The organism is Lysobacter antibioticus, assembly GCF_000731095.1.
Taxonomy (GTDB): Bacteria; Pseudomonadota; Gammaproteobacteria; order Xanthomonadales; family Xanthomonadaceae; genus Lysobacter; species Lysobacter antibioticus_B.
The window spans coordinates 1-10,880 of sequence record NZ_JMTZ01000104.1 but is presented as its reverse complement, the minus strand read 5'-3'; the positions used below and the strand labels follow the sequence as shown (position 1 = coordinate 10,880).

The following is a 10,880-nucleotide window of genomic DNA, read 5'->3' as shown; positions in this document are numbered from 1 at the left end:
AGAAAGTAACCCGCCGCTTTAGTGGCGGAAGCTCTTGGCGTTTGATCTTGATCTTGATCCTGATCCTGATCTTGCTTGAGCGATACGCCGCGAGACTGTTACAGCGCGGTCGCGGCTCGCGCCGCTCCTACCCCGCGAAAGTACGCCGCTTCGACAAGCGACGTCGGCGTTGTCGCCTCTGCGCGCCGATGCGACTGCGACACGACGATCACACCCCGATCACCGCCCCAATACCCCGAACACCACCACCGCCGCGATCAACGCCGCCATCACCGCGAAGAAAATCTTGACCCAGCTGTAGGGACGCTCGCCGGCGAGTTGCCCGGTGTAGCCGTTGGCCAACACCTGGAAGCTGCGCGAACCGTAGGTGTAGCTGACCAGCCAGACCGGGACCAGGATGTGTTTGAAGGTGCGGCCGCGATACGTGGCGTCGACCTGCAGGTTGCGTTGGGTGTCGCCGGGGACTTCGGCCGAGCACAGGCTGCGGGTCTGTTCCTGCATCGAGCTTTCGCTGAGCACCGAGGCGGCGCGCAGGTCGACCTGGTAGCGCTCGACGATCCAGCCGCGCACGAACTCGGGCGAATACGGCTTGAGGTCGCTGGTGGTCGGGAACTGGCCGATCTGTTCGAGCAGGTTCGCGTGCACGCCGACCGTACCGGGCACCAGGTCGTCGTCGAAGAAGTGCTGCAACGAGCCGGCCGCCGGTTCCCAGCGGGTGTGGCGCACCTGGCGGGTCTTGTGCTGGCCGTTTTCGGTGTAGCTCTCGGTCTCGTAGTAGTAATGACCGGCCTCGGCGGTCCAGTCCGCCGAGACGTGGGCGTCGAAGGTCCAGTACGGCAGGTATACGCCCTTGAGGGTGTCGGTAAGGGCGGCGTGCTTGAGCCGGTTCGGCGCGAACCAGCGCGTGCCGTACCACTTGCGGATGATGTCGCGGACCTGGCCGTCGCTGATCTTGAACGGCAGCAGGCTCTGCGGGGTGATCGCATCGCCGAGCGATTCGTGGTCGATCACCGCCGGCGAGCCGCAGAATTCGCAGCGCTGCGCGACCTTGCCGTCGACGAACACCGAGATCGCCTTGCAGCTTTGGCATTGCACTTCGCGGCGTTCGCCGCCGCCGCCGTAGCCGCGCTGGTCGCTGGGGTGCTGGGCGAGCGCGCTGACCAGATCCAGTTCCACGACCTGCTCGCCCAGCGCTTCTTGCGCAGGCGACCACGGCACGATCGTGCCGCAGTAGGGGCAGGCCAGGGACTGCTTGGCCGCATTCCATTGCAGATCCCCGCCGCACTCCGGGCAGGGATGCTTGCCGACGGTGGCGTTGTCCATCAGCCGCGCAGGAATTCTTCGAGTGCGGCCTTGGCGATGCGGGTGGCGCTGCCGATCTTGCGGGCCTTGAGCTCGCCTGCGGCGATCGCGGCCATGACGTCCTCGACCGAGACGCCGAGCGCGGCGGCGGCCTGCTCGGGCGTCAGCACCTCAAGCGCGTTGGCCGCCCCCGGCACCGGCGGCGGAGTCGCGCCGGCGGGGGCCTGCGCCTGCCCGCTCTGCATGCTGCGCATCATTTCCTGGGCGATGCCGAAGCCGACCGCCATCTGCGCCGGCACCGCGGCGGCCGCGCCGGCTTCGCCGCCCTGGCCCATGGCGTGGCCCATCTGGAACTTCACGTAGTCGTTGAGGTTGCCGACCACGCCCATGCTCGAGCGCGCGTCGATGGCCTTCTCGACTTCCGGCGGCACGGACACGTTCTCGAGCACGAAGGCGGTGATCTCGATGCCGTACTTGCCGGTCATGGCCGGGTTGATGATCGGCAGCAGCGCGTCGCCGAGTTCGCCGTAGCGCGAGGCCACGTCGAGCGCCGGCACGTTGGCGGTCGCCAGGGCCTCGGTGAACACGCTGACGATGCGCGAACGCATGGTGTCGGCGAATTCGTCGAGGCGGAAATTCTGGTCGGTGCCGGCCACTTCCCTGAGGAACTTGGGTGCGTCGACGATGCGGAAATCGTAGGTGCCGAAGGCGCGCAGGCGGACCACGCCGAAGTCGGCGTCGCGCATCATCACCGGGTTGGAGGTGCCCCACTTGTTGCCGGTGAACAGGCGGGTGTTGAGGAAGTAGACGTCGCACTTGAACGGCGAGTTGAAGCCGTACTTCCAGCCCAGGATGGTCGACAGGACCGGGATGTTCTCGGTCTTGAGGGTGTGCTTGCCGGGTCCGAACAGGTCGGCGTACTGGCCGGCGGCGACGAACTGCACCTGCTGCGACTCGCGCACGATCAGCTGGGCGCCGTTCTTGATCTCCTTGTCGTCGTCCGGGTAGCGGAACGACAGGGTGTCGCGCGAATCATCGGTCCACTCGATGATCTCCAGCAGCTCGCCCTTGATGAAACCCAGAATGCTCATGTCCCGCTCCCTGCCTGTGGTGCGGCGATTCTAGAACACGCTGGTTTAGAGCAGGCCGCTTTAGAGCAGACCGATCCAGGGCAAGCCGATCCGGAGCAGGCCGATCCGGAGCAGACCGATGTGAGGTCAGCGACGGTCGGCGGGCCCGGCCGGTGGGTCGGGTTCGGACCGTACCGGGGCCGCATGGGGTGGAGGGCAGCGTGGACGCGATGCGACCGCCTGCCCGATGTCCCGGCCGGGCCCGCGCAACCCCGCGCCGCGCACGATGTTGCATCGCCGCGACGTCGCCTCGGCCGGGGCAACGCCGGGTGACGAAATTTGTGCAATTCGTCGCGCCAGGGGCGCGAACCGACACACCCGGTATCGGTCCGGGCCGCGATGGGTGGCACACTCCATGTCTGACGCCTATCCCGGGGCCCCCAGCCAACCTGAACGCTTGACAAACGCGGCTCCGTAGCGCGTCCTATCGGGCGTGCGCCCGGCCCCGTATCGGACGGGTCTCGCGTACTTCAGGGGAGTTTTTGCCAATGATCGTCGCTAACAATGACCGGCGTAACAGCCGGCTGTCCGCTGTAATGCAGGTCTCCGCCGTGATCGCGCTGGGATGCGCGCTGGCGGCCTGCGGAAAGAAGGAAGACGCCGCGCCCGCCACGGACGCGGCGCCCGCGACCGCGGCCACCGCTCCCGCGGTGACGGCGCAGACCGCCGTATCGGCCAAGGTCTCGGCCTTGTCGGTCGAGCAGCTGCGCGAGGCCGCCCGCAAGGCCTATGTGGAGAACCGCCTGTACGCGCCGGCCGAGGACAACGCCGTCGAGTACTACCTCGCCCTGCGCGAGAAAGCCCCGGCCGACGCCGTGGCCTCGAGCGCGCTGACCGACCTGCTGCCGATGACGGTCATCGCGACCGAACAGAGCGTGGGCCGCGAGGACTTCGCCGAAGCCCAGCGCCTGGCCGCGCTGATCGAACGCGCCGATCCGCAGCATCCGGCGGTCGCCCGCCTGAAGGCCAGCATCGGCACTTCGCAGGAGGCCCTGGCCAAGCGCGCCGAGCAGGAAAAGCTGACCGCCGAAGAGCAGCTCAAGAAGCAGGCCGAGGTGGAGAAGCAGCGCCAGACTCAACAGCAGCAGCAACAGCAGCAGGCCGCCCAGCAACTGGCGACCCAGCAGGCCGCCGAACGCCAGGCGGCGACGCAGCGCGAAGCCGAGCAACGTGCGGCCGACCAACGCGCCGCCGAGCAGCGCGCCAGCGAACAGCGCAGCGCCGAGCGCCCGGCCGCGACCGAGCGTGCGGCGACGGCGTCGACCGCAACCCCGGCCAGCGAACTGCGCGCCGTGTCGACCCCGGCGCCGCGTTATCCGCCGGAAGCCCTGCGCGCCGGCCAGTCGGGCGAGGTCCAGGTCGAGTTCACCGTCGGCACCGACGGTTCGGTCACCGCCGCGCGCGTGGTCCGCTCCAACCCGGCCCGCGTGTTCGATCGCGAAGCCGTCAACGCGGTGCGCAAGTGGCGTTTCCAGCCGGTCCCGAGCCAGGTCACCACCCGGCGCACGATCGGCTTCAACCCGGGCGGTTGATCCGCGCGGCGTTCGCCGTCATCGCAGAACGAAAAAGCCCGGCGCGAGCCGGGCTTTTTCTTGGGTGTTGCCGGGTGTCGCAGCGATAGGGTTCGATCCAGGGCCTCGCTGCCGCCGGCCCGGCCAGTCGACGCTGGCCGGCTCGACCAAGCCCGGCTCAGCCCAAGGCCGCTGGAGGCGGCCGAATCAGCCTGAAATCGCCAGCGTCTCGTTGTGATAACGGCGCACCGCCGCGAACCACAGCAGCGCCGCCAGGGCGAAGGCCGTGGCCAGGTACACCGCCCAGATCTGGCCCGAGATCGCCTCGCCGCGGATCACCTTGAGCAGCAGCTGGTTCTGCGCCAGGAACGGCACCGCGAACTGCCACAGCTGGGTCTTGAGCGGGTTGACCATCAACACGAAGGTCGGCAGCAGCGGCATCAGCATCAGCCAGGTGATGTGGCTCTGCGCTTCCTTCAGGCTCTTGGCCGCGGCCGAGAGATAGGTCAGCAGCGCGGTGCCGATGAACGACATCGGCATCAGGATCAGCAGCATCTGGCCGATCGCCGGCAGGCTGACGTCGAGCATCTGGCCGATGCCGCTGCTCATCTGCGAACTGAGCTTGAAGGCGAACAGGGTCAGCAACAGCGACAGCAGGCCGAGGATGCAGGCCGCGGCGATCTTGCCGCTGACGATCGAGCCGCGCGAAGCCGGAGTGGCCAGCAAGGGCTCCAGCGACTGGCGTTCGCGTTCGCCGGCGGTGGCGTCGATGATCAGGTAAGCGCCGCCGATGAAGGACGTCATGATCAGCAGGTAGGGCAGCAGCGCCGACAGCACCAGGCCGCGCTTGGCCTCGGGCGTGGCGACGTCGCGGTCGCCGACGTTGACCGGCTGGGCGACCGTGGCGGCGATGCCGCGCGCGAGCAGGCGCAGCACGCCCACCTGGCGGCTATAGCCCTCCAGCGCGGCGCGCACGCGCCGGCTCGGGATCTCGGCGTCGCGGCGGGTGCTGTCCTGGACGATCTCGACCAGGGCCGGCTCGCCCTGCTTCCAGTTCTCGGCGTAGTCCTTGGCGACGATCAGGGCGACGTCGTGGTCCTGGTTCTGGATCGCCGCATCCAGGTCGGCCGGCGCCGGGATCGCGACGATGTTCTGAGTGGCGAGGAACTTGATCAGGTTCGGCGCGTGCTCGGCGCCGCGCACCGGCACCCGCAGCTCGGTGTCGAGCTGGGTGCGCGCGCGGTTCTCGGCCAGCGCGCCCATGCCGAGCATCAGCAGCGGATACAGCAGCGGGCCGAGCAACAAGGCGATGGCGAGGGTGCGGCGGTCGCGCGAGATGTCGAGCAGTTCCTTGCGGATCACCGCCCACATGGCGGAAAAGGCGGCGGTGTTCATGCGTGCAGGCCCTCGTCGCTGCCGATCGCCTGGACGAAGGCGTCTTCGAGATTGTCCTGGCCGGTCTGCGCGCGCAGCTCGTCGGCGGTGCCGGCGGCCACGACCTGGCCTTTGGCGATGATGACGATGCGGTCGCACAGCGCCGCCACCTCTTGCATGATGTGGCTGGAGAAGATCACGCAGCGCCCCTCCTCGCGCAGGCCGCGCAGGAAGCCGCGCATCGCCCGCGTGGTCATCACGTCCAGGCCGTTGGTGGGCTCGTCCAGGATCACGTTGCGCGGGTCGTGGACCAGGGCGCGGGCGATCGCGGTCTTGGTGCGCTGGCCTTGCGAGAAGCCTTCGGTCTGGCGGTCGAGGATGTCGCCCATGTCCAGCGCCTGCGACAGCGCGCGGGTGCGCTCGTCGATCAGGCCGCGCGACAGGCCGTGCAGTTCGCCGAAGTAGGCGATGTTCTCGCGCGCGGTCAGGCGCTTGTAGACGCCGCGCGCGTCCGGCAGCACGCCGAGCGCGCGCCGCACCGCGGCCGGGTCGCGGCCGGCGTCCAGGCCGTCCACGCGCACTTCGCCGCGGTCGGGCCGCATCAGGGTGTAGAGCATGCGCAGGGTGGTGGTCTTGCCGGCGCCGTTGGGGCCGAGCAGGCCGGTGATCTGGCCGTCGCGGGCCTCGAAGTCGACGCCTTGCACGGCGTGGACGGTACCGGTCTTGGTCTTGAAGCTTTTATGCAGATCGTGAGCTGAAATCATGGCTTCCACGCGATTCGGTTATGAGGACGGGGAGTCGGAACGGCGAAGGTGGTCGGCACGGGGCGGTTTCATCGGACCGTCTCATCGAGCGGTTTCGTCGATTCCCGATTCCCATGGCCGATTCCCGGTTCTTACGGCTCCCAGCCGTTGAAAGAGACGAACGGCGGCACGTAGCCGAGCGCATCGAGGCAACGCGCATCGAGCTGCTTGGCGTCGGCGGTTTCGACGAACTGGCCGAGCAGCTTCGGGGTGCAGCCGATGCGCAGCGCGCCGTGGCCCTGGCCGCGCAGGATCAGATGACGGCCGTTCGCCAGGTGCTTGACCACCTGGTCGCCGTAGCGTGGCGGCGTGACCGGATCGAGTTCGCCCGACAGCAGCAGGGTCGGCAGGCTCGACTTGAACGGCGCGTGGAAATCCTTCGGGCGCTGCCCGGTCGGCCAGGCCTTGCACTGCGCGATCAGGGTCTTGCTCATGGCGTCGCCGATCACCGTGTCGGCATCGCTCGGATCGGGCTGGAGCAGGTCGACGTCCTCGGCGCAGATCACCGACAACTGCATGCCGTAGTTGAGCTCGTCGTTGAGCTGGCTCTCGATCATCTTCGACAGCGCCATCAGCGGCGCGTAGCGGCCCTGGTCGGCTTCGTTCAAGACCAGCGGCAACAGCGAAGCGGCTTCCGGCGCGTACGAGAACATCCGGGTCAGCATGCCGACCTGGACCGCGCTGATCGGCGCGCGCTTCTGCTCGCCGGTGTGCGGGTCGCGGTAATCGACCTCGACCGGCGTCTGCAGGCGCGCCATCAGCTGGCGCAGCTGTTCGCGCGGTTCGCCGCCGAAGCGTGCGCGGCAGGCCGGGATCTGCTGGCACAGCTTGAACTGCAGGGCGAGGGCGTTGTCGAGATTGCGCGCGTGCTCGCTGCCGAGCACGAGTTCGTTCGGCACCACGCCGTCGAGCACCACGCTGCGGGTGTGCTGCGGGTAGCGCGTGGCGTACTGCTGGGCGACGCGGGTGCCGTAGGACACCCCGACCAGGTCGATCTTGGCTGCGCCGATGGCCGCGCGCACGGCGTCGAGGTCGGCGATCGCGTCGCTGGTGGTGAAGCGGCTGGCGTCGACCTTGAGTTGCTTGGCGCAGAGCTCGACCGCCTGCACCGCGGCGTCGAACTGGGCGGCCTCGTCGCGGTGGGGCTGGTTATCGCCGCTGGCGTCGCGGCAGGCCAGAGGCGAGGACTTGCCGGTGCCGCGCTGGTCGATCAGGACGATATGGCGGTGTTTGCGCACCTCGCGGAAGGCGGCATCGACGCTCGGCCAGGATTCGGTCGCCGCCTGGCCGGGGCCGCCGGCGAGGAAGAACACCGGGTCCTCGGCGACGCCGGCCTCGTCGGTGGCCGGCAACCAGGCCAGGTTGAGCTTGAGCTTGCGGCCCTTGGGCTCGGCGGCGTTCTCCGGCACCTCGAATTGCGTGCACTGCGCCGCGATCGTGCCGCTGGCGTAGGGCGTGGACAGGGTGCAGGGATCGAACACGATCCGGCCGTAGTGGCGCTTGATCGCGTTGCCGTCGTGGCGTTTGGCGCTGTTGTCGGCGGAGCCGGCCTGGCCGCAGCCGCTCAGCGCGGCCGCCGCGAGCATCGCGGCGAGTCCGACGACCGCGAGGCTGCGCGGTCGGTATCCGTATCGAAATGGGTGCATGTCCGTTTCTCGTTCCCAGGCGGTGCGCCTTCAAGAATGACAGACGGGCGCGATGGGAAAAATGTGACCGGACCGAAGCGACGGATTTCGACGCGGGGCTGCGCGCTCGCGACCGAGGCGGCGATGGAGCCGTTGCGGTGCCTCCAGGCAGGCGCCGCCGGGCCCGGCTCCGCGCTGCGGCGCCGGGTCGCGCGCTGGGCGCTTATTTCGAGGAGACGTACTTCTCGCGGCGGATCTGCGGCACCGGCAGGCCGTAGCCCTTGAGCGCCTCGAAGCAGGTGTCGACCATGTTCGGGTTGCCGCACAGGTAGGCGATGTCGCCGTCGGCGCTCGGCGCGAACTCTTCCAGGAACTGCTGGACGTAGCCGTGGCGCACGTCCGCGTGCGGCTGCTCGGGCAGCTCGCGCGAGAAGCAGGGCACGAAGCGGAAGTTCGGGTGACGGTCGGCGAAGGCGCGGAAGTCGTCGCCGTACAGCAGTTCGACCGGCGAGCGTGCGCCGTACAGCAGCACGACCTCGATGCCGCGGTCGCGGATCAGCGCTTCCAACTGCGGCAGCATCGCCCGGTACGGGGTCACGCCGGTGCCGGTGGCGATCAGCAGGTAGCGGCGATTGGTGTCGGCCGGGTTGAGGCAGAAGCGGCCGAACGGCCCGCTGGCCTGGACCAGATCGCCGTCGCCCATGCCCTCGAACAGCGCCGTCGCAGCGCCGCCGGCGACGTAGCTGACCGCGATCTCGACCGTCTCGCCCGCGCCCAGGGCATGGTCGTGGATGTTCGCCAGCGAGTAGCTGCGCTTGGTCGCGGTGCCGTCGGCGTACTGGAAGTGAACCTGGATGAACTGGCCGGGGATGTAGTCCAGCGGCTCGCCGTCGTCGCGCAGGAAGACGTAGTGGCCGACGGTCGGGGCCAACATCCGGCGCGAAACGAGTTTGAGCGGAAACTGCTTCATGGAGATCGTGCTTCTGGATCGTGCCGTCTAAGGCGCGTGGGCGTTCGGACGCGTAGGGCGACCCGGGCGATGGTCGGTGCGGCCGTCTGGTGCAAAGTCTGGGGACTGTGCGGGGCTGCGCAACGCGGGAATTCGCAACAGTCTGTGACCGGAGCGCCACCGCGGGGCCGCCTATACTAAGGCATTCGCCGCGGGGCCCGCGGCCAGGCTTCCCGAGAACACTCCGAATGACCCAGTCCCAGGCCGCCTCCCCAGCGGCATCGGCCGAGCCGGTGCCGGCCCTGTGCGTGCGCGCATTGCGCAAGACCTACGACAACCGCGTCCAGGCCCTGAAGGGCGTGTCCCTGAACGTGGCCCCGGGCGACTTCTTCGCCCTGCTGGGCCCCAACGGCGCCGGCAAGTCGACTCTGATCGGCATCGTCAGCTCGCTGGTCAACCTCAGCGAAGGCTCGGTGTCGATCTTCGGCACCGACCTTGCGACCCAGCGCGAGGCGGCGATGCGCCTGATCGGGCTGGTGCCGCAGGAGCTGAACTTCAACATGTTCGAGAAGCCCATCGACATCCTCGTCAATTACGCCGGCTTCTACGGCGTGCCGAGGGCGGTGGCGCTGCAGCGCGCCGAGGAAGAGCTCAAGCGCGCCCAGCTGTGGGAAAAGGCCAACATGATGAGCCGCACCCTGTCGGGCGGCATGAAGCGGCGGTTGATGATCGCCCGTGCCATGATGACCCGGCCGCGCCTGTTGATCCTCGACGAGCCCACCGCCGGCGTCGACATCGAGATCCGCCGCGGCATGTGGAAGACCCTGCGCGAGATCAACGCCGCCGGCACCACCATCATCCTGACCACCCATTACCTGGAAGAGGCCGAAAGCCTGTGCCGCAACCTGGCGATCATCGACCAGGGCCGGATCGTCCAGCAGGGGCCGATGAAGACCCTGCTGGCGATGCTCGACGTCGAGGGCTTTTTGTTCGACATCGACGGCGTGCTGCCGGCGGCGTTGCCGCAGATCGAGGGCACCACCGTGGTCGCCACCGACGACCACACCCTCGACCTGGAAATGCCGCGCGCGATGGACCTCAACCGGGTCTTCGCCGCGCTCGGCGAGGCCGGCATCCGGGTGCGCTCGATGCGCACCAAGTCCAACCGCCTGGAAGAACTGTTCGTGCGCATGATCAACCAGCCCGAAGCCGCGCAGACGGAGACCGCCGCATGAGCCAGACCCTGCCCGCGGCCGTCGCCGAACCCACCCCGATGCGCCGCAACCTGGTCGCGCTGGGCACCATCGTCCGTCGCGAAGTGATGCGGATCCTGCGCATCTGGGGCCAGACCCTGGTGCCGCCGGCGATCACCATGACCCTGTACTTCCTGATCTTCGGCGGCCTGATCGGCTCGCGCATCGGCGAGATGGGCGGCTACAGCTACATGGAGTTCATCGTCCCCGGCCTGGTGATGATGAGCGTGATCCAGAACAGCTACGGCAACATCTCCTCGAGCTTCTTCGGCGCCAAGTTCGGCCGCCACGTCGAGGAGCTGTTGGTCAGCCCGATGCCGAACTGGGTGATCCTGTGGGGCTACGTCGCCGGCGCGGTGCTGCGCGGGTTGATGGTCGGCGTGATCGTGCTGCTGATCGCCATGTGCTTCACCTCGGTGCGCGTGCCGCATCCGCTGGTGACCCTGACCACGGTGTTGCTCGGCGCGACGATCTTCTCGCTGGCCGGCTTCGTCAATGCGGTGTACGCGAAGAAGTTCGACGACGTCGCGATCGTGCCGACCTTCATCCTGACCCCGCTGACCTACCTCGGCGGCGTGTTCTATTCGGTCAAGCTGCTGCCGGCCTGGGCCGAGGCGGCGACCCACGCCAACCCGATCTTCTACATGGTCAACGCCTTCCGCTACGGCCTGCTCGGCAGCAGCGACGTGCCGTTGTGGGTGGCGTATGCGTTGATGATCGGTTTCGTGGTGGCGCTGTCGTCGTTGGCGTTGTGGTTGCTCAAGCGGGGCGTGGGGTTGCGCAGCTGAGGCTGCGCCTGCTGGAGGGTTTCGCAGCGCGGCATTCCGCCTTTGTAGGAGCGACGTGAGTCGCGACCGCGGGATGCGTAGAGGCGACGGCGCCGATGTTGCTCATCGAAGCGGTGTGCTTTCGCGAAGGGTAGGAGCGGCGCAA

General features: G+C 68.3%; 9 protein-coding genes. 3 read left to right on the top strand and 6 right to left on the bottom strand.

Features of this window, described 5'->3' with window-relative positions; genetic code table 11:
• Window positions 1-219: 219 nt before the first annotated feature.
• Entirely contained in the window at window positions 220-1,323 is a 1,104-nt protein-coding gene (locus tag EX88_RS0121455) for a hypothetical protein (RefSeq protein ID WP_031374031.1), read from the bottom strand.
• Window positions 1,323-2,393: an SPFH and helix-turn-helix domain-containing protein gene (locus EX88_RS0121450; RefSeq protein WP_031374030.1), complete on the bottom strand. Its 1,071-nt coding sequence runs from the start codon at window positions 2,391-2,393 to the stop codon at window positions 1,323-1,325. The genes EX88_RS0121455 and EX88_RS0121450 overlap by 1 nt, the downstream gene beginning before the upstream one ends.
• Before the next feature lie 575 nt (window positions 2,394-2,968).
• Between EX88_RS0121450 and EX88_RS0121445 the strand changes: the two genes are divergently transcribed.
• Window positions 2,969-3,964, top strand: coding sequence for an energy transducer TonB (locus EX88_RS0121445; RefSeq protein WP_152566405.1), 996 nt, complete (start codon window positions 2,969-2,971; stop codon window positions 3,962-3,964).
• A 186-nt stretch (window positions 3,965-4,150) separates the two neighbouring features.
• Here EX88_RS0121445 and EX88_RS0121440 read toward each other — a convergent pair whose 3' ends face one another.
• From EX88_RS0121440 to EX88_RS0121425, 4 genes are all read right to left on the bottom strand, one after another.
• Window positions 4,151-5,338, bottom strand: coding sequence for an ABC transporter permease (locus EX88_RS0121440; RefSeq protein ID WP_031374028.1), 1,188 nt, complete (start codon window positions 5,336-5,338; stop codon window positions 4,151-4,153).
• The gene (locus tag EX88_RS0121435; RefSeq protein ID WP_031374027.1) at window positions 5,335-6,081 is read right to left on the bottom strand and encodes an ATP-binding cassette domain-containing protein; all 747 of its coding nucleotides are present in this window, start codon (window positions 6,079-6,081) and stop codon (window positions 5,335-5,337) included. The genes EX88_RS0121440 and EX88_RS0121435 overlap by 4 nt, the downstream gene beginning before the upstream one ends.
• A 131-nt stretch (window positions 6,082-6,212) precedes the next feature.
• On the bottom strand, window positions 6,213-7,706 hold the full coding sequence (locus EX88_RS0121430; RefSeq protein ID WP_031374026.1) for an alpha/beta hydrolase: 1,494 nt from the start codon (window positions 7,704-7,706) through the stop codon (window positions 6,213-6,215).
• 262 nt (window positions 7,707-7,968) lie between these two features.
• Window positions 7,969-8,715, bottom strand: coding sequence for a ferredoxin--NADP reductase (locus EX88_RS0121425; RefSeq protein WP_031374025.1), 747 nt, complete (start codon window positions 8,713-8,715; stop codon window positions 7,969-7,971).
• Window positions 8,716-8,942: 227 nt separating this feature from the next.
• Between EX88_RS0121425 and EX88_RS0121420 the strand changes: the two genes are divergently transcribed.
• On the top strand, window positions 8,943-9,929 hold the full coding sequence (locus tag EX88_RS0121420; RefSeq protein ID WP_051885402.1) for an ABC transporter ATP-binding protein: 987 nt from the start codon (window positions 8,943-8,945) through the stop codon (window positions 9,927-9,929).
• Entirely contained in the window at window positions 9,926-10,735 is an 810-nt protein-coding gene (locus EX88_RS0121415) for an ABC transporter permease (RefSeq protein ID WP_031374023.1), read from the top strand. Before EX88_RS0121420 ends, EX88_RS0121415 begins: the two co-directional genes overlap by 4 nt.
• Window positions 10,736-10,880: the final 145 nt, after the last annotated feature.

What these genes read in the sequence shown, in the direction of transcription:
- EX88_RS0121455 (WP_031374031.1), bottom strand. Translation starts at nt 1,323, where the DNA reads ATGGACAACGCCACCGTCGGCAAGCATCCCTGCCCGGAGTGCGGCGGG.
- EX88_RS0121420 (WP_051885402.1), top strand. Translation starts at nt 8,943, where the DNA reads ATGACCCAGTCCCAGGCCGCCTCCCCAGCGGCATCGGCCGAGCCGGTG.
- EX88_RS0121435 (WP_031374027.1), bottom strand. Translation starts at nt 6,081, where the DNA reads ATGATTTCAGCTCACGATCTGCATAAAAGCTTCAAGACCAAGACCGGT.
- EX88_RS0121415 (WP_031374023.1), top strand. Translation starts at nt 9,926, where the DNA reads ATGAGCCAGACCCTGCCCGCGGCCGTCGCCGAACCCACCCCGATGCGC.
- EX88_RS0121445 (WP_152566405.1), top strand. Translation starts at nt 2,969, where the DNA reads ATGCAGGTCTCCGCCGTGATCGCGCTGGGATGCGCGCTGGCGGCCTGC.
- EX88_RS0121450 (WP_031374030.1), bottom strand. Translation starts at nt 2,393, where the DNA reads ATGAGCATTCTGGGTTTCATCAAGGGCGAGCTGCTGGAGATCATCGAG.
- EX88_RS0121430 (WP_031374026.1), bottom strand. Translation starts at nt 7,706, where the DNA reads ATGCTCGCGGCGGCCGCGCTGAGCGGCTGCGGCCAGGCCGGCTCCGCC.
- EX88_RS0121425 (WP_031374025.1), bottom strand. Translation starts at nt 8,715, where the DNA reads ATGAAGCAGTTTCCGCTCAAACTCGTTTCGCGCCGGATGTTGGCCCCG.
- EX88_RS0121440 (WP_031374028.1), bottom strand. Translation starts at nt 5,338, where the DNA reads ATGAACACCGCCGCCTTTTCCGCCATGTGGGCGGTGATCCGCAAGGAA.